Origin of the sequence: Formosa bonchosmolovskayae (assembly GCF_051016085.1) — a bacterium.
Classification (GTDB): Bacteria; Bacteroidota; Bacteroidia; order Flavobacteriales; family Flavobacteriaceae; genus Formosa.
In genome coordinates this window covers 713,369-739,617 of record NZ_CP174605.1, presented here as the reverse complement: position 1 = coordinate 739,617, position 26,249 = coordinate 713,369, and the positions used below count along the sequence as shown (strand labels likewise).

Annotated in this window: 16 protein-coding genes, 1 tRNA gene and 1 pseudogene; 6 read left to right on the top strand and 12 right to left on the bottom strand. The window is 34.3% G+C overall.

Features of this window, described 5'->3' with window-relative positions; genetic code table 11:
* Positions 1–67: 67 nt before the first annotated feature.
* A complete protein-coding gene (locus ACKC83_RS03075) occupies positions 68–1,066 on the top strand; it encodes an App1 family protein (protein ID WP_434036993.1) in 999 nt (332 codons plus the stop codon).
* A gap of 4 nt (positions 1,067–1,070) precedes the next feature.
* On the opposite strand, the gene ACKC83_RS03070 is transcribed toward ACKC83_RS03075, so the two are convergent.
* From ACKC83_RS03070 to ACKC83_RS03060, 3 genes are all read right to left on the bottom strand, one after another.
* A complete protein-coding gene (locus tag ACKC83_RS03070; protein WP_382382557.1) occupies positions 1,071–1,685 on the bottom strand; it encodes a deoxynucleoside kinase in 615 nt (204 codons plus the stop codon).
* A gap of 3 nt (positions 1,686–1,688) precedes the next feature.
* The gene (locus tag ACKC83_RS03065) at positions 1,689–2,468 is read right to left on the bottom strand and encodes a hypothetical protein (protein ID WP_434036992.1); all 780 of its coding nucleotides are present in this window, start codon (positions 2,466–2,468) and stop codon (positions 1,689–1,691) included.
* A gap of 95 nt (positions 2,469–2,563) precedes the next feature.
* Positions 2,564–4,162: a T9SS type A sorting domain-containing protein gene (locus tag ACKC83_RS03060; protein WP_414036668.1), complete on the bottom strand. Its 1,599-nt coding sequence runs from the start codon at positions 4,160–4,162 to the stop codon at positions 2,564–2,566.
* Positions 4,163–4,340: 178 nt separating this feature from the next.
* Between ACKC83_RS03060 and ACKC83_RS03055 the strand changes: the two genes are divergently transcribed.
* The gene (locus ACKC83_RS03055; RefSeq protein ID WP_434036991.1) at positions 4,341–7,559 is read left to right on the top strand and encodes a choice-of-anchor J domain-containing protein; all 3,219 of its coding nucleotides are present in this window, start codon (positions 4,341–4,343) and stop codon (positions 7,557–7,559) included.
* A gap of 89 nt (positions 7,560–7,648) precedes the next feature.
* Here ACKC83_RS03055 and ACKC83_RS03050 read toward each other — a convergent pair whose 3' ends face one another.
* Both ACKC83_RS03050 and ACKC83_RS03045 read right to left on the bottom strand, forming a co-directional pair.
* Positions 7,649–8,350: a response regulator transcription factor gene (locus tag ACKC83_RS03050; protein ID WP_434036990.1), complete on the bottom strand. Its 702-nt coding sequence runs from the start codon at positions 8,348–8,350 to the stop codon at positions 7,649–7,651.
* Complete coding sequence (locus tag ACKC83_RS03045) at positions 8,325–9,728, bottom strand: sensor histidine kinase (protein WP_434036989.1); 1,404 nt, start codon at positions 9,726–9,728, stop codon at positions 8,325–8,327. The genes ACKC83_RS03050 and ACKC83_RS03045 overlap by 26 nt, the downstream gene beginning before the upstream one ends.
* A gap of 230 nt (positions 9,729–9,958) precedes the next feature.
* Between ACKC83_RS03045 and ACKC83_RS03040 the strand changes: the two genes are divergently transcribed.
* The 3 genes from ACKC83_RS03040 (at position 9,959) to ACKC83_RS03030 (ending at position 13,759) form a co-directional block, all read left to right on the top strand.
* Entirely contained in the window at positions 9,959–10,804 is an 846-nt protein-coding gene (locus ACKC83_RS03040) for a GLPGLI family protein (RefSeq protein WP_434036988.1), read from the top strand.
* Between the two features lie 30 nt (positions 10,805–10,834).
* Positions 10,835–13,540: an outer membrane beta-barrel protein gene (locus ACKC83_RS03035; protein ID WP_434036987.1), complete on the top strand. Its 2,706-nt coding sequence runs from the start codon at positions 10,835–10,837 to the stop codon at positions 13,538–13,540.
* Between the two features lie 137 nt (positions 13,541–13,677).
* Positions 13,678–13,759 (top strand) — tRNA-Tyr (locus ACKC83_RS03030).
* A gap of 123 nt (positions 13,760–13,882) precedes the next feature.
* Here the strand turns inward: ACKC83_RS03030 and ACKC83_RS03025 are convergent.
* From ACKC83_RS03025 to ACKC83_RS02995, 7 genes and pseudogenes are all read right to left on the bottom strand, one after another.
* A pseudogene (locus ACKC83_RS03025) lies at positions 13,883–14,806 on the bottom strand (ISAon1 family transposase); the annotation flags it as partial.
* A gap of 55 nt (positions 14,807–14,861) precedes the next feature.
* Complete coding sequence (locus ACKC83_RS03020) at positions 14,862–15,203, bottom strand: ISAon1 family transposase N-terminal region protein (protein ID WP_434035682.1); 342 nt, start codon at positions 15,201–15,203, stop codon at positions 14,862–14,864.
* A gap of 467 nt (positions 15,204–15,670) precedes the next feature.
* Positions 15,671–16,924, bottom strand: a complete 1,254-nt coding sequence (gene metK / locus ACKC83_RS03015) for a methionine adenosyltransferase (RefSeq protein ID WP_414036674.1) — start codon at positions 16,922–16,924, stop codon at positions 15,671–15,673.
* Between the two features lie 240 nt (positions 16,925–17,164).
* Positions 17,165–18,391 (bottom strand): ammonium transporter, encoded by a 1,227-nt coding sequence (locus tag ACKC83_RS03010; RefSeq protein ID WP_434036986.1) that lies wholly within the window; start codon positions 18,389–18,391, stop codon positions 17,165–17,167.
* Positions 18,392–18,410: 19 nt separating this feature from the next.
* Positions 18,411–18,749 carry a P-II family nitrogen regulator gene (locus ACKC83_RS03005; protein WP_414036676.1) on the bottom strand — a complete coding sequence of 113 codons (339 nt, stop codon included), beginning with the start codon at positions 18,747–18,749 and terminating at the stop codon, positions 18,411–18,413.
* Between the two features lie 143 nt (positions 18,750–18,892).
* Positions 18,893–20,188 (bottom strand): ammonium transporter, encoded by a 1,296-nt coding sequence (locus ACKC83_RS03000; protein ID WP_434037756.1) that lies wholly within the window; start codon positions 20,186–20,188, stop codon positions 18,893–18,895.
* 78 nt (positions 20,189–20,266) lie between these two features.
* Entirely contained in the window at positions 20,267–21,286 is a 1,020-nt protein-coding gene (locus tag ACKC83_RS02995) for an outer membrane beta-barrel protein (RefSeq protein WP_434036985.1), read from the bottom strand.
* 454 nt (positions 21,287–21,740) lie between these two features.
* Here ACKC83_RS02995 and gltB point away from each other — a divergent pair, with 454 nt between their 5' ends.
* Positions 21,741–26,246 (top strand): glutamate synthase large subunit, encoded by a 4,506-nt coding sequence (gene gltB / locus ACKC83_RS02990; RefSeq protein WP_414036679.1) that lies wholly within the window; start codon positions 21,741–21,743, stop codon positions 26,244–26,246.
* The last annotated feature ends 3 nt before the right edge of the window (positions 26,247–26,249 follow it).

The following is a 26,249-nucleotide window of genomic DNA, read 5'->3' as shown; positions in this document are numbered from 1 at the left end:
TTAATGGATTATAATTTAAGGTTCGGTAATAATCCGGTATTTTTACACTAAGTTTTTATAATTAAATATGTTCAAAAAAGATCCGTTACAAATTATTGCATTTCAGAGCTATGGAACCAATACGCATTTTTATTTGCGCGGTCGAGCTCTAGAAGATGAAACTATAGATTTGCAACAAAAAGGGTTGTTTAAACTTTTAATAAATACGTATAAACGATTTGAAAGTGATGAGGTTAAACATATCGAGCTAAATTTGCGGTTGCCAAATGATAAGGTCGTGAAGGTGAAAACCGATGCTCATGGTTATTTTAAATCGGAAGAAACGTTTGATAATTTACAAGACTTAACAAATGATGAAGGCTGGTTGCAAATTGTCGCGTCTTACAATGATGTGAATATTAAGCGGAAAATAACCAACGATAATCGTTTTCCTGCCGAAATTTTAATTCCTTCTAAGTCTGTTGCATTTGGAGTAATTAGTGATATAGACGATACTATAATTCATACTGGTGTTGCATCATTCTTAAAATGGAGAGTGCTAATAAATACCTTTTTTAAAGGAGCCTTTAAACGTATTCCTTTAGAAGGTGCTGCCGAATTTTATCATATGTTACATAAAGGACGTTCGGGGGTCAATGCAAATCCTATTTTTTATGTTAGTCATAGTCCGTGGAATTTATATCGCTACCTAGAGTTTTTTTTGAAGACCAACAATTTTCCCAAAGGGCCAATTTTGTTGCGAAGTATGAATAGTATTTTCAAAAGGAAAAAAGCAAGTGAGAAGCCTGAAAAACAAAAGGAAATTATAAATATCCTTAAAATGTATCCCGACCTAAATTTTATTCTTATTGGAGATAGTGGAGAGCACGACGCAGATATTTACATAGAAATTGCAGAATTATTTCCTAAGCGTATCTTAGCTATCTATTTAAGATCTGTAGATCATAAAGAAAAAATGCTACGTGTAAAAGGTATTTTTGAATCGTATAAAACAACTCCAGCTTTATTAGTCAATTCTAGCAAGGAAGCTATAGACCATGCTAGAGAGAGTGGGTTTATTCAGTAATACGTTAGAATAAACCGTTTATTTCGGCATCAATTCTGTTAATTACGTAACCTAAATCTTCTGGGTTATCTACAAAATCTAAATTGTCTACATCAATGATTAAAAGTTTTCCTTTATTGTAGCCATGAATCCAAGCTTCGTAGCGTTCGTTTAATCGACTTAAGTAGTCTATGCTTATAGAGTTTTCGTAATCGCGACCACGTTTTTGAATCTGTCCAACTAAATTTGGAATAGAACTTCTTAAATAAATTAATAAATCAGGACCTTGAACTACAGATTCCATTAAATCGAAAAGCGAGCGGTAGTTCTCAAAATCACGATTGGTCATTAAGCCCATAGCGTGTAAGTTAGGAGCGAAAATATGAGCATCTTCATAAATTGTTCGGTCCTGAACAATATCTTTTCCGCTTTCTCTAATCTGAAGCACTTGTCTGAAACGGCTATTTAAAAAGTACACTTGCAGATTAAAACTCCAACGTTCCATCTGGTTGTAAAAATCGTCTAAATACGGGTTGTCTACAACATCTTCTAATTGAGCTTCCCATTTAAAATGTTTAGCAAGTAATTTAGTTAGCGTTGTTTTTCCAGCGCCAATATTTCCGGCTATTGCTACGTGCATAATTTAAATTGTTTTTAAATGGAATTGATTCAGAGTTTTCAGGTCGTAAATATACAAGGTTTCATTGGTAAGCAAAAACTGTTTTATTAATAAATCTGGTAGTTCTATTTTAAGGAAGTTTGTGGTGCCTTTCTTTAAATAAAATAATTCATCTTTTTTCTGAAGCACTATATTCTCGTTGCTTTCATCTAATTTGGTAAAACCTTCATTTTTAATTTTTTGCACTAAAGAACCTACGTAATTAAATTGATAAATATATTCGTTAGTCAATAACCAGCACCAATTATAATTACTTGCAATATCTAAAACTTCAGCATTTACAGGTGTTGTAGAGGCTCTTAAAGTATTAGTTTTATAGTCGAAAAGCTCTAATTGCTGTGTGTTATCGTTAAATAACCACAAAGTGGTATCGTATCCGGTAGAAACATGTGAGGGGTTTCTGTATGGTGCAATGGTATTAAAATCTATTTTGAAAATTTCGGCTAGACGATTATCCAAAATAATAATTGTATTAAAATTCTGATAGAACAAGTTCAAGCGTAAAGGGTTAAATGTATTAACCGTGTGTATATTGCCTAATTGTAGGTTGGTGTAATGTAAAGTGTGTTTGGTAGTTTGTTTAGAAAATTCGTTCTGATTAATAAAATAAAGGGTTTCCAACGCATCGGCATCGATTAAAGAGGATACTTTAAGCGGTTGCGATTTCTCTAAAGTAACCTTAATAGTAGCTTGGCTATGTACATATAGCGTTGAAAATAGGAAAGCGTATAGTAAGAATTTCATATTTGAAAAGTACAAAAAATTGAAAGACTCTTTGCAAATAAAAAAGCACCCTAATTATTAAATTAGGGTGCTTTAAACTTCTTAATAGGAAAAAATTATTCTTTCACTATTTTAAAATGCGTTATGGTATTGTTAGAATGTACGGTTACTACGTAAATTCCAGTTGCCAAATTAGAAGTATCTAGGGCAACAGATGTCGAATTAGATTTTTCCGTAAGTACCGTTTTACCCATTAAGTTATTAACGACTACCTTATCAATATTTTTCTTGTAACTAATATTTACAACATTGGTAGTAGGGTTAGGGTAATATTTTAAACCATCTAGGTCGAAAGTCTCGTTACTTAATGTAGATTCGTCGTAGGCAGAAATTCTAAATTTACCAAACTGATAAGACCATCCCCAAACTCTTACTAAGACTACGTCTCCAGGAGTTAGATCTGTATACGAAATTCCGGCCCAAGGGTTAAGACCAACAACAAATTGATTGTTACAATGTGCCATTCCAGTATTTGGCGCAGGTTCATTATAATATAAAGGAATTAAACTTTCCACACCGCATGATCCTGTATAACCTTCCATAGCGGTGTCGGACAAATGAGTTTCGGTAGGATCTAATCTTGTTTCTATAGTGAAATTACCAGACTCAGGAACAACTACAGAAAACCAAACATCTTTCCCATAAATTCCAAAATCATCTAAAGTTCCACAATTAGGGAAATTTGAATTTTCAGCATTTACAGAGGCCGAAGTCGTTGTTGCTATAATTTCATTGTCTTCAAACGTTTTTCCAACCGTTAATGGAAGAGGTGTTGTACACTCATCGTTCGATGGTGCATCAGGCGATAAGTAAGCACACAATTCAAAATAAATGGCTTGTGAAGAATCTAAAGCAGTAACGCTAATATAGTAGGTTTTGCCAGCAGTTAAATCGGCTAAAAGTACATCTTCACACTGTATAGTAGGCGATGTTACTGTTTCTGGAAATGCATTTAAATAGCCAGGAGTACCGTCATAAATAGAAATATAGGTTCTTGCAGATCCATTTATAAGTGAAGTCTTAAACGTGTATTCACCTGATTCACCAGGCGTGAATGTGTACCATACATCTGCATTAGTTGGACTACAAATAGATTCAGATGAATGCGAGGCCTCTGTTGTATAACCAACTGCTGGATTCTGACAAACATCAAAAGTAGACTCTAATAAAACATCGGCGTTACTAGGCTCGTCATTAGATGGCGCGTCTGGGAATTCGTAAGCACATAAACGATATTTAATGCTTGGGTCGGCACCTCTAACATTTATGTAGTAAGTTTGACCGCTATTAAAAGTATTACTATAATATCTTGTAGAACAGCCTGTTTGGCTTGTAAGGGCTCCAGGAATACCTGTAAATATATTTACTCTAACATAATTATCGGAAGTATTTAAGGATTCAATTTCAACTGAATATTTACCTGTTTTTGTAGGGGTAAATGTGTACCAAGCATCTGTCCAACTGTCATATCCAGGTTCAGTACATGTAAATTCAGGAGATTTAGTAAATCCAAAAAAATCGCCAGTTACTTCATTTTCACAATTGTAAGTGGCTGAAGGCAGTAGCACTTTGGAATTGGTACTGGCTTCGTCTGTTTGTGCATTTAAAATTGGGCACAATAAAAGTGCGAATAAGAATAGTAGTTTTTTTATCATATCATCATTTTTAGTTTATAAAGATTCAAAAATAAGGACTAGTTTTCCTTGTATTTTTTTACCGTTAACTTATCGTTAACTATAAACAACTTTGTTAAAAGACTGAATGTGGATATGTTTATGCTTTATTCTAAATGGTCTCCATATAGAGCTAGATTAACCTTAATGTTTAAACCTTATGAGAAAAAATTACCTAATTCTTACATTTTTATTGTTTTGCTTCAATGCATTTGCACAAACCGTTTCAATTAATGATGCCACCTTAGGCTTAACGTCTAATACATTCCAGGAGTCTCCGATAGATCCGGACGATAATTATTCCTACTCTCAAAATATTTATTTACAATCTGAAATAAATCAAGCAGGAGACATTTCTAAAATCACATTTTATACCAATGGGCCTTTAGAGAATTCGAATAATATTGTTGTATATATGGCGGAAACAAGTGAAGATGTTTTTGCAACTAATGCAAGTTGGTTGCCTTTAGAGAGCCTTACACAAGTGTTTTCGGGTACGTTTGTAACGTATAATAACGAAGTTTCTTTAATATTAGACACTCCTTTTAATTACTCGAATACTGCAAATCTTGTTATTGTTGTAGACGAAAATCAGGAAGGGAAAGATAGTTTCGATTTTATTAATCATGATCTAAATTCAGATGCAGCAAAGGGTCGTGTTTTACATTATGGTAATAATACTAATAATCCAGATCCTGCAGACCCTCCAGCTGGAATTTTAGACGATAATAGAGCGAATATTGAAATAGACTTTACTGCAATAACCTGTTATCCGCCTAAAGCAGTTGTTCTTTCAAACCCTAGCAGTGTATCTATAGATGCGGCATGGACATCTACAGCTTCTACTTGGAATTATGTGGTACAAGAAGAAGGGACAGGTAATCCTGATGCAGCGACGTCGGTAGAAGCGACTTCGAATATTATTACAGTGTCGGGTTTAACAAGTAATACAGCTTACGAGTTTTATGTAAGATCAAGTTGTGGTTCAGACGGGAATAGTTCTTGGGTTGGCCCAACTGTTTTTAGAACCACGTGCGACGTTGTCGATGACTTTTCTGAAAATTTTGATGCCTTACCAACGGACTTAGAAGTTCCTTATTGTTGGTCTACTATAGCATCTTCAACAGGAACAGAACCGGTATTTAAGGTTAAGTCAAGTGAAACCCAATCGTATTCCCCAAGTAATTATTATGAAATTGGAATTAGCGCTGATGATAATTTATTGTTAATATCTCCAGAGAGTAATATTATTGCTGATGGCATGCATAGAGTAGAATTTGCGGCAAAGGTAAATGCAACAGATGGAACGGATGTAGCCTTAAAAGTTGGTTTAATGTCAAACCCTGATGATGAAAATACCTTTGAAGAGTTAACTTCTGTGGCGTTATCTAGCTCATCTAATGATGTTAATAATTATACACTATATTACGTAAACATTCCACTTCATGCCTCTGCGAAATATTTAGCATTTAAGCCGGAAACCACACAAACTTATAATAAAATTATTTATTTAGATGATATTGTAGTCACTACACAGCCAAGCTGTTTTGAAGCTCTAGAATTAGCAGCGACTAATATAATGCCTACTTCCTTTGATCTTGAAATAACTCCGGATACCCAAGTGCAAACCGAATGGGAGATGGTTGTGGTTCAAACCCATTTAAATTTTAACCCTGATTTAGAAACACCTATAGTAACCAACTCCCTTACAAATGCTATAACCTTAGATTCTAAAGGCAATGCACTTATTCCAAATAGTCCTTATCGCGTTTTTGTGAGAGCTAATTGCGATGCCACGGGTAGTGAAGGAACAGGATTTAGTACTTGGTTCGGACCTTATGATACAAGAACAGCTTGTGCGCCATTATCGGCTAATTTTTCTGAAAATTTTGATTCGTACGAAGATGGTGATTTTCCATTTTGTTGGACTAAAAATGTTACTTCTACAGGAACACCTTTAGTAGAAGTAAATAATTCGACTTCTTATTCAAATTCGCCATCGAATGCCATTATTTTTAATACAGGAAATGATCCTTTGGCTGAAGTTTTATTAGTTATGCCTCAAAATACAATTGTTAACGACGGCGCTCATAGACTTGAATTTTATGCTAAAAAATCTAATGCGAATATAGATGCAAGTCTTATAATTGGTACGATGAGTGATCCTTTAGATGCTAGTACATTTAAAGAGATTACAGCAGTTCCAGTTATTACTGGAGGCGGATCAAGTGTAGAATTTGTTCAGTACGCTGTTAATTTACCCGCAAGTACTAATGAATATGTGGTGTTTAAACATAGTGCTGGTGCTGCTTCGAGTGTTGCAATATATATAGATGATGTATCTATTACAGATCAGCCAGCATGTACTGAAGTATATAATATTATTGCAGAGAATATTACCGCTAATTCGGTAGATGTAAGTTGGGAGTTTGTTGGAACGCAATCTAATTGGGAATATGTCGTTCAAGAGGCAGAAACAGGAGAGCCAACTACTGGAACAGCAACTACCATAAATGTTGGAAACGCAGATTATACATCTTTAGCATCAAATACTACTTATGAAATTTATGTAAAATCTATTTGTAATGAAGATAGTGCTTCGCCATGGATAGGACCAATTACATTTACAACTGCTTGTACGCCAGAAACGGGCGATTATTCTTATGGATTTGAAGGGTATAATAATAACGAAGAAATTGTACCGTGCTGGTCTAGTTTAATTACACCAGAATCGACAAGCCCTTATGTAAGGTACTCTACTTTTCAAGCAGCAGAAGGTGGTTCTGTCAGTGTTAAACTATATAGTGGAAATGATGTAACTGCAGGTGTGTATTTAATTACACCAATGCTAACTGATTTTGATGCCACCAAACAAATTAAATTTCAAGTTTACGACGATAATAATGGGGCATTAGAAGTTGGTACAATGACAGATCCTACAGATGCTTCAACGTTTACTTCTTATGTAACGTTTCTTGATGAAGATATGACTGACAATGCGTGGGACGAAAAGCTAATTACTTTTGATGCCTATACAGGGACAGATAAATACATTGTATTTAAATATAATGCAGCAACGACATTTGATAGTTTATATCTTGATGATTTTGTGTATGAAAGTAACCCTGCTTTAAGTGTTGGAGATTTAGAATTTTCTAGCACTATAGGAATTTATCCTAACCCTGTAGAAAACACATTACATGTTAGTGGTCAAGCTATTGAAAGCTTAGACGTTTATACAATTAATGGAAAAAGAATAATGAGTGAAAAAACTCATTTAGATAACATTAATGTTTCTACTTTACCTAGCGGTATGTATTTTATAAGTATAAAAAATACCAAGGGTGAAAAAGCAGTTAAAAAGTTTGTGAAGAAATAATAAACACTGCCTAGTAGATAGAGTGTCTTTGTAAAAAAAAAGCAGCTAATTTTTAATTAGCTGCTTTTTTATGTCTTGTATGTTATCAATTAATTCGTGATTCTAAATTCTAATCCAACACCTCGAACACTAATTATAGATATGTTTTTGTCTTCTTTAAAGTGTTTTCGGATTCGGGATATAAAGACATCCATACTACGTCCGGAAAAAAAATTGCTGTGCCCCCAAACGTTAGCAAGTATTTCATTTCTTGGAATAAGGGTGTTTTTATTAGTGTAAAAATAGAATATTAATTGCGCCTCTTTTTCGGTGATTTTAAAACTTTTATCCCGTATGGTTAAGGAGAGATTGTCAATGTCGAATGTGTAAGCCCCAATTGCTATAATTTCATTTTTATCGACATCTAAAGTAATGGTTTGGTTTTGTTTTGTACGCTTAATAATATTGTTAATTCGTAATATTAATTCTTCCACCTCAAAAGGTTTCGTAATATAATCGTCTGCTCCAAGGCTTAACCCTTTAATGCGATCTTCCTTAGTTTTTCGAGCTGTTACAAATAAAAATGGTGTTTCTGGATTTCTGTTGGAGAATTTTTTAGACAGATTAAAACCATCTAATTTAGGCATCATCACGTCAATAATACAAATATCAAAGGTGTGCATTTTAAATAAGTCTAATGCTTCAACACCATTCTTTGCCCAAATAACTTCGAATTTATTAAGTTCTAAATATTGTTTTAGGGTCGTGCCAAAATCAATATCATCATCAGCTAGTAAAATTCTCTTTTCCATGGTTCAAAGGGATTTTTATACAGAATGTCGAGCCTTCATGCTCTTCACTTTTAACACTTATAGTCCCGTGATGCGCTTTAATAATCTGATTGCAATAATAAAGACCCAATCCCAAGCCTTTATAACTGTGTTTATTTTGCTCGTTTATTCTGTAGAATTTCCCAAATATAAGTGATTTATTCTTTTTAGAAATACCAATTCCATTATCCGAAATAGTAACTACATGATAATGGTCTGTAATCTTGTAAGTCAATTTAATTACTGTACCATCAAATTTTATCGCATTATTTAGTATGTTAATGATTGCGGTACTAATATAAAACGGATCTATATGTGCTAAGGTTTGGGTGTTTTCTATCGATCTTAAAAACTGAATGTCATTTGTGAGAGTTAACGAAAAGTCGTCGCAAATTTCATTGGTAAAATCGGTTAAGTTAACCTGTTCTAAATTTAATTTAATATCATTATATCCCAAGCTATTATCTACAACTTGGTCAATTAAATTTTGGAGTCTTACATTTTGCCTGTTTATGGTGTCTATAGATACTTTTGCGATCTCTTTATTGTCTTGTGCAAATTTACTTGATAGGGTTTTAGTGGCAATAGAAAGTGTTGCTAGAGGTGTTTTTAATTCGTGTGTTATATTGTTTATAAAGTCAGTTTTAACATCAGAAATGTGTTTTAGTTTTAATAAATTTCTAATTGAATAACTCACTAACAAAACGACGAAAACAAAAAGTAAAAAAGCAATTAAAAACAACCCTATAAGTTGGTTGAAAATAATCCAATCTAAATCAATAATCTTCATATAAAGACTCGCTCTATACGTTATAATTACATTTTCTGTTTGATTGTTGTTATTAATAAAATCTTCGTCAAAAGTCCAATTCCAAGCATTAATCAAATAACCTTCATCTGTTGGGAAATCTGTTCCCAATAAAAAAGTGGGAGACTTATCACTTTCAATAATTATTTGTTCTGTAGTGCCATCTTCGTGAGTTAATTCTAGCGACGATGCTACCTTTTTAAATAAAACGCGGGGGTCTAATTTAAAATGTTCGGCACCTTCTTTAAAATATTTTTTGAATGTTGGGTTTCTAGATTTAGCTGCGTTTTCTAGCTCTAAAATTAATTCCTCTTTTGTTATTTTTCCATTTCTATATTCGGGAATTTTTTTTACAAAATCCATTCTGTAATGCCATGATAACGAGTCTACATATGGTGTTTTTACAATGCTCCCAATTTTTGTTCTAGAATTTACAGCAAAACTGTTTTTTCTCAGATCAAACGTGTTAAAAGTTAAATAACCTTGCATCGTTGTTAAGGCTATTAAGGCGATAATAGAGCCAGCAATAAGCGTTCTTGATTTTATTTTCATAAAGTTAAATTACTCCTATTATGTGAGAATGTTCTATAGTTGTTTTCCATTAACTTTTTAATAACTTAAAATAAAAATGTCTCCAATTATTTATGAAAACAAAAGAGAGCGTTGTGTTAAAATGGATTCAAACTAATAAAAAAAATAAAAAAGAAGGCTATTTCATTAAACGATTTGTAAAAAGGAAAGTCTTACAGTAACATATTAACCCGGAATAATTACAATTAGATATGAAATCACAATTTTTTAGAATGTTCTTAGTGTGTTTATGCACTGCCTTTTCAGCACACGTATTTGCCCAAGCCGATTTTCACGGACAGGCTGTTTATGAGTCTAAAACAACAGCAGAAATGCCAGATTTTGGAGACAGGCAAATGAGTGAAGAACAGAAAAAAAGAATACAAGAGCGTTTAAAATCTATGTACGAAAAAACATATATTTTATCCTTCAACCGTTCGGAGTCTATATATAAGGAAGAAGAAAAGTTAGAATCTCCAACATCAGGAGGTAGAGGATTTAGAGGATTGGATATGTCTGCTGGAGCCAAGTATAAAAATATTAAAACCAATGAAGTTATTGTAGATCAGGAATTTTATGGAAAACAATTTCTTATAAAAGACAGTTTGCCAAAGTTAGTTTGGAAAATGGAAAACGAATCTAAACAAATTGGTCAGTATACCGCATTTAAGGCAACAGCTGTTAAATTAGCGAGTCAAACCGGTTTGCCAAGTTTTGGTGGTCCAAGACGTGGTGAAGATTCTAAGGAAAATAAGGAAGAAGACAACAAGCCAAAAGAAGTTATAGTTACCGCTTGGTACACGCCACAAATACCGGTTAATCAAGGTCCAGGAGATTTTTGGGGATTACCAGGGTTAATATTAGAGGTTAGTACAGATAAAACAACCATATTATGTTCTAAAATTGTTTTAAATCCTAAAGAAAAAGACGAAATCAAAGTACCTAAAAAAGGTAAAGAAGTTACACAAGCAGAGTACGACCAAATTGTAAAAAAGAAGTTAGAAGAAATGCGTGAAATGCGTGGTAATCGTGGCCCAGGTGGGGGAGGTAGACGTTAATATTTAGATTTAAGAAGATATAATTAGATCATGAAAAAAGGATTAGTACTAGTATTTCTACTTGCTGTAAACTTAGGTTTCGGACAATTAAAATTGGAAGGAATTGTTAAGGATAGTATAGGAAACCCGTTAGAGTTGGCCAATATTATTGCAATAAATACAGAAAGCCAAGCATTAGAATCTTATGGGATTACAGATCCTAATGGGATGTATAAATTATCCATTTCTAAAAATTCAACGTATAATGTACAAGTGAGTTATATTGGGATGAGAACAGAACAAATGGTTGTAGAAACAACAGATAAAGATGTTAATAAAACATTTGTTATGTATGCCGATAATACATTAGATGAGATAGAATTAATTTACGAAATGCCAGTTACGGTTAAAGGAGATACCATTATATACAATGCAGATTCTTTTAAGAATGGGACAGAACGAAAATTAGAAGATGTCCTTAAAAAGTTGCCTGGTGTCGAGATTAATGATGATGGAGAAATTGAAGTAGAAGGTAATGTAGTGAGTAAGGTCATGGTCGATGGAAAAGATTTCTTTGATGGCGATTCTAAATTGGCAACAAAAAATATTCCATCTAATGCATTAGATAAAATTGAAGTTTTAAAGAATTTTGCAGAGGTAGGACAGTTAAGTGGTGTTACCAATAATTCTGAAAATGTTGCGATAAACATCCGATTAAAAGAGGGTAAAAAGAATTTCTGGTTCGGAGATATCACAGGAGGTTCTGGAATAGCCGATGAGAATGGCTTGTATATTATTCAGCCTAAATTGTTTTATTACAGCCCTAAATACAGTATTAATCTTATTGGAGATTTAAATAATATCGGGGAAATTGCTTTTTCCAGACGAGATTATTTCAACTTTACTGGAGGATTTAAATCCCCTAGCAGATCTAGTGGGACAAATATTAATTTAGGAAGTAATAGTTTAGGGTTTTTATCTCTTCAGAATAATAGGGCACAGGATATAGTAACAAAATTTGGAGCGGCTAATTTTAGTTACTCTCCAAACGAAACCTTAGATTTTAGTGGTTTTGGTATATTTTCTAGTAGCAGAATTGGGATGCAGATCGATAATAGTATTACGTATACCAATACCGAATTGGGAGTTCCGGATGAGGTTACTCAAAGTAAAACCAAACAACGTAGCGATTTAGGAATGCTAAAACTTAGTGTAGGGTACAAGCCTAATTCAGATAATCAATTAGATTACGATGTTATGGCAAGAATATCACAAGAGTCTCAGGATCAGTTTGAGACATCTTCTGTGCTAGGAAACACCATGCAATATGAGTCTTCTAGTCCGTTTAGTATCAACCAAAATTTTAATTACTACTATACTTTAGGCGAAAAACACATATTTGCGACAGAAGTACAACACCTTTGGCAAGACGAAGATCCTTTTTATAATGCGATAATAGATAATAAAGCAACGTACGAGACTACAGGTGATGCCTTAGGATTAGACAATCAGCAAATAGATTATAATGTTAATCAGGATAAACGTGTGAAGTCAAATCAGGTCGATGCGAAAGTAGATTACTTTAATGTTCTGAATGCAAAAAGTAATCTAAATGTTACTGTTGGAACGATTTATAGTCATCAGAATTTTAATTCTAATATCTTTCAGGTGCTAGATAATGAATCTGTTTTCGATCCTACACCAACTATTAACGACGGTTTATCAGAAAATAATATACAGTATTCATTTTCAGATTTATATGTCGGACTTCACTATACGGTAAAGTCGGGTATCTTTACTTTTACGCCTGGAGCATCCGTACACTCTTATAGTAGTAATAATATTCAATTCGGCGAAAAGTATAAAGATGATTTCTTTAAAATTTTGCCAGATGTAGATGTTCGACTGCAGTTTAAAAAAACCGAACGTTTGGTTTTAAATTACAGTATGCAAACTCAATTTACAGATGTTACACAATTGGCACGTGGACTAGTAATGAACAGCTATAACTCCTTTTTTAGTGGGAATGAAGCCTTAGATAATGCTATTTCTCATGCGGTACGTTTGTCTTATTCTAGCTTTAATCTGTTCAATTATACTAATGTTTTTGCTAACGTTAACTATAATAAGAGTATAGATAACATTAGAAATATTACCAATTTTGAAAGTGTAATACGTTCTAATTCTCCTTTTAATTCGGCTTATGCAGACGAAACGGTTTCGGCTAGCGGTCGTTTTCAGAGACGATTTGGGAAGTTTCAAACCTCGGCAAATGGACAGTTTAACTATTCTAAGTTTAATCAATTTATCCAAAACAACAGATCTGTAAACGAAAACTATACTCAAAATTATGGATTAGAACTGCGTTCGAATTTTAATGAAGCACCAAATTTTGAAATCGGATATAATTATAGCATCCAAGATAGCGATCAAGGCGATACGCGTACCAAGTTTTTTACATCGTCGCCACGTGTGGAGTTTGATGCCTTAATATGGAAAGTATTGACTTTTAAAACGGATTATACGTATAACGATTTTAGAAATGAAGAACGCTCTTTAAATGATTACGAATTTTGGAATGCATCTTTAGCATATAGAAAAGATGAAGACAGTAAATGGGAATTCGAATTGAAGGCTACCAATTTACTGAATACAAAAACACAGAGTCAAAGTAGTGTTTCAGACATTTCGGTTAGTGCAACAGATTATTATATACAACCTAGATATGTTACTTTAAGAGCGGTTTATTCGCTTTAATTAAAATAATACCGGATTAAAATAAAATATTTTTTAATCTTAATTATTGATTTTCAGAGGTTAATATTTTGCTTCTTAAAAAGCATCCTTTTTTTGTTTGAAATATTAAAAAAAGTTATATATTTGCCTCCGGTTTTGGGGAGATACTCAAGCGGCCAACGAGGGCAGACTGTAAATCTGCTGACTACGTCTTCGTAGGTTCGAATCCTACTCTCCCCACAAAAAAGCAAGCTATTATAGCTTGCTTTTTTTATGCTTAAAAACTACCACGAATTACGTTAGGTGTTAAGATTTACTGGGTACTATTGTGGATCAAGTTATATTTCTGGGGAGCCGTATAAATTATGCATATAATTTAGTTAATCTATAGAGAAAGAACTTAACATCTCTGACTCCTCTAAACAGCGCTCTAAATTCCTTTATTTTAGCATTAAAAGATTCTGCCGAAGCATTTGTGCTTCTATTATTAAAGTAGTTTAAAATAGAGTCATAGTGCGTTTGTATTGATTTGGCAATCGTATTAAAGGATTTAAATTCTGATTTTTCTACTTTATCATACCAATGCGCTAATTTTAATCTTGCTATACTTTTGCTAGTATTAGTTTGGAAAATATAGCTTAGATCCTGAGCAAGATTGTATGCTTTTTCAATTGTTGGATACCGTTCAAATAGAATCTCAGCTCTTTCTATTTGATTTACCGTCCACTTAGCCTTTGATTTGAATAATAGATATCTGCTTCTAGCTAATAATTGTCTGAGCGTATCACCATTAGAAAGAAGTTCAGGTTGATATACTTTTCCTTTATTTCGATCTTCTTCAATGGCTTTGTTTTCAGCTTCTATGATTTCCCATCTTAGTCTTATCCGCTCCTCTTGAACAGCTTCTGAAGCTAGTTTTTGAACATGAAACCTATCGGTAACGATGTCTGTTTTTGGAAAACATTTTTTTACGATTAAATTCATGTTTCCCGCCATATCTACAGTCACCTCCCTAACCATTTTTCGTCTTTCTAAAGGAATTTGGTTAATCACATCGATAACATCCTGTGCTTTGGTACCTTTTACAATAGCTACAATACTTCCTTTTTTACCATGAGCGTCTTTATTGGTTACAATGGTATAAAGTTCTCCATTAGAAAGTGAGGTCTCATCTAGGCTTAAATATTTACTTATATTTTTGCCGTAGAGTAACCAATCACTAGCGTGATCCTTTTGTGTCCAATCCTTAAAGTCACTAAGATGATTTTTATAGTGAAACTGAAGTGTTTTTCCTTTTAACTTATAATAATCACCAAAGCGTTTAGCGCTTACAGGGTGATTATCAAGAGAGTTCTTTTAAAAAAGAGGCAAACTCGTTAGTAATCCGAGTGCCCTTAGCAACCAAATTCCAATCTCTTTTTATGATTTTGCCAGTATCAACGAGTGTCCAACGTCTTCTTTTTATGTGCAGAAGTACCGGTTTTCCTCGAAGTGGAAAATCTTCAATAGTGATCTCTGACAAAAAACCTTTTGATTGCGCTATTTCTGACTGATATTCTTGAGGAAGTATATTTTTCTCTTCTAGGTAGAAATGCGTTTCTTGTGATGTGCTCTTATCAGAAACAATATCAAAATATTCTAATAGGCCTTCTGGTAATAAATAACGGGCTAATTCTATATTCAAAATCTAAACATTTTTTATTCAAAGATAACATTCTCCCCAACTTTTACGGTTGAGCCACTATTGTATACGTTTCCCGACTACGCTCGAAGACCGTTTAAAGGAATTACTTCTCTATGATATTAGAGCGGAGTCGAGAACAGGATTTAGGCGGTATTTTTCTACCGCACTGGAATGAGAAGAATAAAATGCTTGTTCCATTATAAGTTTCCAGATTGTATTATACATCCTTCTAAGCGTTACTAAAAGAACATATAAGAAGGTATTCTTTCTTTTAGGTGTACGAGTTAAGTAGAGAATAGAATTACATATTATTTGTATTTAAGAAAGCCTGCTTAGGTTTAATTTATAAAGTTGGGTTTGGTAATACAGTAGAGTCTCGCAGTAGTAGCGTATTAATGCGAAGTGTAAAAATAAAAAAAGCCATTTTCAATTAAGAAAATGGCTTTATATAATAAGGTATAAATGTATTAAAGGTTAAATGCCGCTTTTACTACATCTACGTAATCTAATTTTTCCCAAGTAAATAATTCCACATCTAAAGTTGTAGTTTCTCCATTTGGTTGTGTAAAAGTTTTTGTGACAGTTTCTGGCTGTCTTCCCATGTGGCCGTAAGCGGCTGTTTCGCTATAGATAGGCTGACGTAGTTTTAAACGTTTTTCTATTTCGTTCGGACGCATGTCGAATATTTTAGAGATTTTATTTGCAATTTCTCCATCTGTCATATTAAAAGGACAAGTTCCGTAAGTGTTTACATAAATTCCCATAGGTTCTACAACTCCAATAGCGTAAGAAACTTGGACTAAAATTTCCTCACAAACTCCTGCAGCAACCAAGTTTTTAGCAATGTGTCGAGTTGCGTATGCCGCACTACGATCTACTTTACTTGGGTCTTTTCCAGAGAATGCACCTCCACCGTGAGCACCTTTTCCACCATAAGTATCTACAATAATTTTACGACCTGTTAATCCGGTGTCACCATGAGGTCCACCAATAACAAATTTCCCTGTTGGGTTAATGTGGTATTTAATGCTATCGTTAAATAACGCTTGAATTTGTTCAGGTAATTTAGCAATAACACGAGGGATAAGAATATTAATAATATCCTCACGAATTTTAGCAAGCATTGCATCGTCAGTTGCGAAATCGTCGTGTTGTGTAGAAATTACTATAGCATCAATACGTTGCGGTACGTTGTCGTCGCTATACTCAATAGTAACCTGACTCTTAGAATCTGGGCGTAAATAAGTAATGTCTTTATTTTCGCGTCTTAACAGCGCTAATTCTTTTAATAATGTATGTGATAAGTCGAGAGCTAGGGGCATGTAGTTTTCAGTTTCGCTTGTTGCGTAACCAAACATCATACCTTGGTCTCCTGCGCCTTGTTCTTCTTTTGTTTCTCTGTCTACACCTCGGCTAATATCGTCTGATTGCTCATGGATTGCAGAAAACACACCACAAGAACTGCCGTCGAACATGTATTCTCCTTTGGTGTAACCAATTTTATTAATGGTGTCTCTTGCAATTTTCTGAACATCTAAATAGGTTTTAGATTTTACTTCGCCAGCAAGAACAACCTGTCCTGTAGTAACTAAGGTTTCGCACGCGACTTTAGAATCGGTGTCGAATGCTAAGAAATTATCTATTAAAGCGTCGCTTATTTGATCTGCAACTTTGTCTGGGTGTCCTTCAGACACACTTTCGGAGGTAAATAAATATGCCATAATCTAATTTAAATTATTAAATATGGAGGGGATTTGACGAAAACGTCTCAGGAAGTAAATACTGTCCTTTAGCATTTTTTATGGAGGTTGCAATCAGTCAAATCTTTCCTCGTTATTAAGAGGCAAAAGTACGTATAATATTAGAATATCAAAATTACATGTTGTTAATAAAAATTAAAAATTAAAAAAGCCTTTAGAAAACTAATTCTAAAGGCTTGTATATTGTATTAAAATGGATGTTTAATGTTCGTTCATTCTAAAGTCTGGATAGGCATCCATACCATGTTCGTGAGCGTCTAATCCTTCTAATTCCTCTTTTTCAGAAACACGGATTCCCATTGTTTTCTTAAGTGTAAAGATAATAATGAAAGAAGTAATTATACAGAAAATAGCGTAAACAGCTACTCCTATTAATTGACTAACAAATTGATCCATTCCGGCTAATTCTCCGAAAATACCAACAGCTAAAGTTCCCCAAATACCACAAATTAAGTGTACGGCAATGGCCCCAACCGGATCGTCTAATTTTAATCTGTCAATAAAACTTACAGCGAATACAATTAATCCTCCTGCAACAGCTCCAATAAGGATAGCATCTGTAGGACTCATTTGGTCTGCACCTGCAGTAATCCCAACTAATCCTCCAAGAATACCGTTTAAAAACATCGTTAAGTCTAAGTTTTTAAACATGGCTGTAGATACTAGCATACATACAACTCCACCGGCAGCAGCCGCTAAACACGTTGTTACTAATGTTAAAGATGTTAATCCAGGATCTGCAGATAAAACAGAACCTCCGTTAAATCCGAACCAACCTAACCAAAGGATAAGTACACCTGCTGTAGCTAAAGGAATGTTGTGTCCAGGAATCGCTTGAGGTTTCCCATCTTGAAATTTTCCAATACGTGGGCCTAATAAGCAAACTGCAACTACGGCAGCCCATCCTCCTACAGAGTGAACTAAAGTAGATCCTGCGAAATCGTAAAATCCTAATTCATCTAAAAATCCGCCACCCCATTTCCAAGAACCAGCAATTGGGTAAACAAAACCTACATATATAATAGCGAAAATCATAAATGGTACAATTTTCATACGTTCGGCTACAGCTCCAGAAACAATAGTTGCGGCAGTTGCGGCAAACATCCCTTGGAATAAGAAATCTGTCCAATAGGTATAACCTTCGTTATATGCTAAGTCTAATGCGCCTTCTGGAGTTAATGGTGAGTCTAATCCAAATCCTGCGAATCCGAAAAAGCCATTAAATTCTCCTGGATACATTAAATTAAATCCTACTAAGCAATAAAGTAAGAGACCTATAGTAATAATAAAAATATTTTTAAAAAGTATGTTTAGTGTGTTTTTCTGACGTGTTAAGCCTATTTCTAAAAATGCGAACCCAAGGTGCATAAAGAAGACTAGGGCTGTACAGATCATCATCCATACATTATTGATAGTTAATACTTCCATGTTTAAGTTTTTTGATTAATTATTTTAAAGTTTCTCCTCCTTTTTCTCCAGTTCGTATTCTGTAGCATTCTTTAATATCTGACACGAATATTTTACCATCTCCTACGTCTCCTGATTTTGCAGATTTTAATATGGTTTGAATTGTAATGTCTTCAAAATCGTCGTTAACGACTACCGAAAGATATCTGCGCTGAATGTCGCTAGTGCTATAGCTAACGCCTCTATACACATGTCCCATTTTCTCGTTTCCTAAACCGGTAACATCCCAGTATGCGAAAAAATTAACACCGATTCCGTGAAGTGCTTTTTTTACTTCAGAGAATTTAGATTTTCTAATAATTGCTTCGATTTTTTTCATAATTAAATAAGGTTTTTCATTTTAGTTAATTTGAATGTATTCATAAATTTTTGATTTTATATTTGTTTGATAATTTTTTTACGTTAAAAAGATGCCTTGCTCGCACAAGACATCTTATTAGGTGATATAAACATGAGGTTTATTTATTCAAATTCTCTTGTTCTTTTTCCGTGGTAAGCAATAGAACCGTGTTCAGAAATATCAAGTCCTGCTATTTCCTCTTCTTCAGTTACTCTTAATCCACCACATGTTTTCTTTATAATAGTAAGGAATACGTATGATAATACGATTGCCCAAAACGCATAAGCTACAACTCCTATAGCTTGTGCTAATAATTGAGAAGCACCACCACCATTAAGTAATCCAATACCAGTATCTCCGTCTACACCCCAAAGTCCAATAACTAAGGTTCCCCAAACTCCGGCTACACCGTGTACAGAGATTGCGCCAACGGCATCATCTACTTTTAAAGTTTTTTCAATAAAACCAATTGATAGTACGACAAGGATACCTCCAATTAATCCAGCTAATACAGCTCCACCTTCAGTCATGTTTCCACAACCAGCAGTAATACTTACTAAACCGGCAAGAGCTCCATTTAATGTCATTGATAAATTTGGTTTTCCATTTTTAAACCAAGTGAATAATAAGGCGCTTAATGCTCCAGCAGATGCTGCTAAGTTGGTAACTAAAACAACTTGTGAAGCTGCAACAGAATCGTCGCCTCCCCAAGCTAATTGAGAACCACCATTAAATCCGAACCATCCTAACCAAAGAATAAATACCCCTAAAGTGGCATACATTTGGTTGTGACCGTGCATTTCTACAGGTTTACCGTTAAGGAATTTTCCAATTCTTGGACCTACCATCCAAGCCGCGACTAAAGCAGCCCATCCTCCTACAGAGTGTACAATAGAAGATCCTGCGAAATCGATAAATTCAGCTGGCATCCATGCAGCGTTTAGCCAACCGCCATTCCATTCCCATCCACCAGCGATTGGGTAGATTAAAGCGGTTAGTATGATACTAAAAATAGCATATGTTGTGTATTTAGTACGTCCTGCAATTGCTCCAGATACAATAGTTGCTGTTGTTGCAGCGAATACTGTTTGAAAGAATAAATCGGCTGGACCTTGAGAGAATATAAATCCGCTCCAGTGAAAGAATCCACCTTCGGTTACATCTGCACCGTACATTAAGGAGTATCCTATAAACCAAAAGGCTAAAGATCCTACAGCAATATCCAAGAAATTCTTCATGGCAATATTTACTGCGTTTTTAGAATCTGTCATTCCAGATTCTACTAAAAAGAATCCTGCTTGCATGAAGAATACTAAGATACCTGCAATAAGCATCCAAAGCATACCCATATCGTCTTTAACAGCAGCGGCTACTGTGGCTGCATCTTGTACTGCAGGTGTTGAGTTTAAAAATAACATCATAAATAAAAAATATTAGGGGTTAGTAGTTAGTGAAAATTAAGACGTGGTTGTCTTTTCAAGTATTCGCACTTTTATTTAGAATGCGTAGATAGCAGCTATGGTAAATGCCGCTAAGTTATCTGTAGCTTCTCCGTCGTTATCTAAGTAAGGTGTAGCGTCAGACCAAGAATCGATTCTGATTTCCGGCTTAATAATTAAGTTGTCAATTGTATAACTTCCTGTAAGAGTAAATGCAACTACGGTTTCATCTTCAACATCAGCGGCGTCAAAATATCTTCCGTAAAATTCACCTCTTAATCCTAAGCTAAAATCATCTGTAGCTGCAAACTGTGGGTATAATGCAGTACCGTAGAAACCAGATCCATCATTTTCGTTATAAGCTGCGTTGATTCCTAAGTAAAAAGCATCTGTTAAATCGAAACCTCCTGTGTAATCTACTTCAAAACCTAAACCGTCATTGTTTCCGCTATCGTAATATAAGTTTAAGTATTGTCCTTTATATCCTAATTGCGCTCCTAAAGCGTATTCTCCTGTTGCAGACGTGTCGTTAACATCCCAAGGGTTGGTTACAGCTAACATTAAGCTTAAATCTTCTGAAAGGGCAAAGTCGGCTTTTAAACCCATGTGAGAGAATGGCCCGCTTGAGAAAAGGTAAGATGTACTGTAGTTAAAGTTTGCAGCAGGTGCAATAACTTCGTAACCTAAAAATGTATTCCAGCGTCCAAATGTTAATGTTGTTTTATCAGACACATTCCAGTAAACGTATGCTTGATTAACGATTCCATCAACGATGTTACTGTTAAAAGTAGCTTCTTCTCCTCTTGGTCCAACTACTAGATCAAGTACAGCTCCTGTTTTTGCACCTTGGTAAGAAAGAATTACATTTCCCATCCCTAAAGCAAATCCACTTTTCTTGGCAAATGCTGTTCCGAAAGATTGCTCTTGGTCGTCTGGAGCAGTTAAGTACGTTTGGAAATATGCATCAACGCTACCGCTAATACTAAATTTTGGTTTTTCTTCGACTTCAACGGTTGTGTCCTGAGCATAAATACTAATTGTAGCAAAAAGCAGTGCTAGTGTAAAGATTTTTTTCATATTAAATATTGATTTGTTGAGTTAATAACGATTCAAATCTATGTAAAAAGATTTTACACCGGTAAAAAAATAGGGGGTCAAGCTTAATTTTTATGATTAATTCAGTTTTACCCCTCAAAAAATGAGGGTATCTTAAATAATTGTTAAGAAAAACCTGTTTTGAAAAATTTTATTTTGGCAAAAATTGAAAGATTTATTAAATTTTGTGAGTAAAATGCATTTAAATTATGCTTGCGTTAAGAAGAGTTTTACTAAATATTAAATTTCTTGCGTTTTTGTGGTTTGTAAACAATAATGAATTCGTAAATTACATTGCTAATTAATTACAATACGAAAATAAAAGTTTAAGTATACCTATAATGTCATAAAAGTTTGAGCGCGATTATTACAGTTATAAGTATACTATTATATTAGTGCTTGCTAGTAGCAAAAATTAACTAAAATATTAATGATTATGTTGAAGAAACAGGGGCTGTATTTGCCAGAATTTGAACACGACAATTGTGGCGCGGGATTTATATGTAGTTTAACCGGAAGTAGATCTAACGATATTATCCATAAAGCATTAGAAATTCTAGTGAAATTGGAGCATAGGGGAGCTGTGAGTTCAGATGGAAAAACAGGAGATGGTGCTGGAATTTTAATAGATATACCTCATGACTTCTTTGTAAAATATTGTGATTTTGAACTGCCTGCTCGTGGAGAGTATGCGGTAAGTAATATGTTTCTGCCAAAAAAGGATAATCAGCGTGATTTTTGTATCGACACGTTTGAGAAATGTATTGCAGAACAAGGACTTAAATTAATAGGATGGCGTAATGCTCCTGTTAATAATAATGTAATTGGTAAAATAGCTGCGGCTAGTGAACCTTTTATTAAACAAGTATTTGTTGGTAAAAATAACCCGGAACAAACCGATTTCGAGTTTAACTTAAAGTTGTTTTCTGCAAGAAAAATTGCTGAACATACTGTTTATAATTCAAAATTATCTGAGTCTTCTTACTTTTACTTCCCTAGTTTATCGACCAAAACTATAATATACAAGGGATTATTAGTTCCTGAAGATATCAAAGAGTACTACTTAGATTTATTAAATCCGCTTTTAGATGCTAAACTGGCTTTAGTACACCAACGTTTCTCTACCAATACATTCCCGACATGGGATTTGGCTCAACCTTTCCGTTATATGTGTCATAATGGTGAGATAAACACCTTGAGAGGAAATGTGTCTCGTATGTTTTCTCGTGAAGAAATCATGGAGAGCGAATGGTTTGGAGACGATATTAAACGTGTGATTCCTACGATATTAAAAGGAAAATCAGATTCAGCATCTATGGATATGGTTGTTGAGTTGTTGTTAATGACTGGACGTTCATTACCAGAAGTTATGATGATGTTAGTGCCAGAAGCATGGGAGAAAAACAACACTATGTCCGATGCTAAAAAAGCATTCTACGAATTTAACTCGTGTTTAATGGAGCCATGGGATGGTCCTGCATCTATTCCATTTACCGACGGAAGTTATATTGGAGCAGTATTAGATAGAAACGGTTTGCGTCCGTCTAGATATACAGTTACAAAAGATGATTTTGTAATTATGTCGTCTGAAACAGGAGTGGTAGATATCGAACCAGAAAACATAAAATTCCACGGACGTTTAGAGCCAGGGAAAATGTTTTTAGTTAATATGGACGAAGGTCGTATTATTAACGATGAAGAAATTAAGGAGAAGATTGCAACGCAACATCCGTATAGAGAATGGTTAAATAAAAACTTAATCCACTTAAAAGATATTCCTTACAGTACAGACCCTGTAGTGTTCGAAGAAGAAGATTTAGTTGTAAGACAAAGTGTTTTTGGGTATACTCAGGAAGATTTAAATACTATTATTAAGCCGATGGCTCAAGGTGGTAAGGAACCAATTGGTTCTATGGGTAGCGATACGCCAATTGCTATTTTGTCTGAGCGTCCGCAATTAATATACAATTACTTTAAGCAGTTATTCGCGCAAGTAACGAATCCGCCGTTAGATGGTATTCGTGAAGAGTTAATTACAGATATTAGTTTAACTTTAGGAAGTGATACTAATATTTTTGAAATTAATGAATATCACTGTCGTAAATTAAAGATTCAAAATCCTGTAATTTCTAAGCAAGATTTAGAGAAAATAAAATATCACGATAAGAGTCCAGACTATCAAGTAACTTCAATCTCAATTTTATACGATGTATCTAAAGGTGTTAACGGATTAGAAGATCGTTTAGAAGTTATTGTAGATACTGCCGAAAAAGCAATTGATTCTGGAACCAATATTATTATTCTTTCAGATAGAAATGTAAACAAAGACAAAGCGCCAATTCCTGCTTTATTAGCATGTTCTTATGTTAATCACGCATTGTATAAAAGAGGAAAGCGTTCTCAGATTAGTTTAATTATAGAGTCTGCAGAACCTCGTGAAGTACATCATTTCGCATTATTATTTGGTTACGGAGCAAGTGCAATTAACCCGTATATGGTTAACGAAATTGTTGAAAAACAATTGGAAGAACAAGATATTACGGGATTAGATTTCGAAAAAGCAATTTCTAATTATAATATTGCTGTTGGAAAAGGAATTTTAAAGGTGATGAATAAGATCGGAATTTCGACCTTAAACTCTTACCGTGGTTCTCAACTTTTCGAATGTATAGGTATTAATACCAAAGTTGTAGAGAAATATTTCCCAACTACAGCAACGCGTATTCAAGGTATTGGTTTAAACGAAATAGAAAAAGAAATTTCTTTACGTCACGAATGTGCTTATAAGGTACGTGAAGTAGATGCTAATTTAGATTTAGAAATTGGTGGTCAGTACCGATGGAGACGTAATGGAGAGAAGCATTTATTTAATCCGTTAACTGTTGCTAAATTACAAGAGTCTGTTCGTACTAATAAAAAGTCGACGTATAAAGAATACGCAGAACTTGTAAATAACCAATCGAAAGATTTAATGACGATTCGTGGTTTATTCGAATTTACAAACTACGATCCAATTTCTATAGAAGAGGTAGAGCCTTGGACAGAAATCGTAAAACGTTTTAAAACGGGAGCAATGTCTTATGGGTCTATTAGTAAAGAAGCACACGAGAATTTAGCCATCGCCATGAACCGTATTGGTGGAAAAAGTAATTCTGGAGAAGGAGGAGAAGATCAAGAGCGTTTTTATAAAGATCCTGATGGAGATTGGAAAAACAGTGCAATTAAGCAAGTCGCTTCAGGGCGTTTTGGAGTAACCTCTAATTATCTGACAAGTGCAAAAGAGATTCAGATTAAAATGGCGCAAGGTGCTAAGCCTGGAGAAGGTGGACAATTACCTGGGCCAAAAGTGAATCCTTCAATAGCAAAAACACGTAATTCGACTCCTTATGTAGGATTAATTTCACCACCACCACATCACGATATTTATTCAATTGAAGATTTATCTCAGTTAATTTACGATTTAAAATCGGCTAACAGAGAAGCTAGAGTAAACGTAAAATTAGTATCTGAAGTTGGTGTTGGAACAGTAGCAGCAGGCGTTGCCAAAGCAAAAGCCGATGTTATTTTAGTTTCAGGTTTTGATGGTGGAACAGGAGCATCTCCATTAACCTCATTAAAACACTGTGGTTTACCGTGGGAATTAGGAATTGCTGAAGCACAACAAACTTTAGTAATGAACGACTTAAGAAACCGTATCGTTTTAGAATGTGACGGTCAGTTAAAAACAGGTCGAGATGTTGCTGTAGCATGTTTATTAGGAGCCGAAGAATTTGGTTTCGCAACAGCACCGTTAGTTGCTTCAGGATGTATCATGATGCGTGTGTGTCACTTAAATACATGTCCTGTTGGAATTGCAACTCAAAACCCAGAATTACGTAAGAAATTTAAAGGAAAGCCAGAACACGTAGTTAACTACATGTATTTTGTAGCTCAAGAATTACGTGAAATTATGGCGCAATTAGGATTTAGAACTATTAATGAAATGGTTGGACAGTCTCAAAAATTAGATCGTAACCAAGCTATCGAACATTATAAAGCGTCAGGAATCGATTTAACTCCAATATTACACAGAGTAAAAACAGAACCTTACGTAAAATTATATAATACAGAAAAGCAAGAGCATAATTTAGATGTGCACTTAGATTTCGAAATTATTAATAAAGCGCATCCAGCGTTATTCCGTAAGGAGAAAACGTATTTAGATTTTAAAATTACCAACATAGATCGTGCAGTAGGTGCTGTAATTAGTAACGAAATTTCAAAAATTTACGGAGCTCAAGGTTTACCAGAAAACACCCTTAACTTAAACTTTACAGGTTCGGCAGGACAGAGTTTTGGAGCGTTTGCTACAAAAGGTTTAACAATGATTGTAAATGGAAACACAAACGATTATTTAGGTAAAGGATTATCTGGAGCTAAAGTAATTATTAAGGTTCCTGAAAAAGCAACTATTGTTCCTGAAGATAACGTAATTACTGGAAACGTAACCTTATACGGAGCCACATCTGGAGAGGTTTATATTAATGGTAAAGCAGGAGAGCGTTTCTGTGTTAGAAACTCAGGAGCTCAAGCGGTTGTTGAAGGTATTGGAGATCATGGTTGTGAGTACATGACTGGTGGTGTTGCTGTAATACTTGGTGAAGTAGGAAGAAACTTCGGAGCAGGTATGAGTGGTGGAATTGCTTTTGTTTTAGACGAAAAAGGTACGTTTACTAATAACTGTAATTCTGAAGCACTTAACTTAGATCCAGTGGTTTTAGAAGAAGATATTACAATATTAAAAACATTAATTACTAATCATTATAACGCTACTTTAAGTCCGCAAGCACAACGTATTTTAGAGCAATGGGAACAATACTTGCCTAAATTTATCAAGGTTTTACCAGAAGAATATAAGCAGGCTTTAATTAAATTAGAACAAGAAAACCTTGTAACGCAATAGATA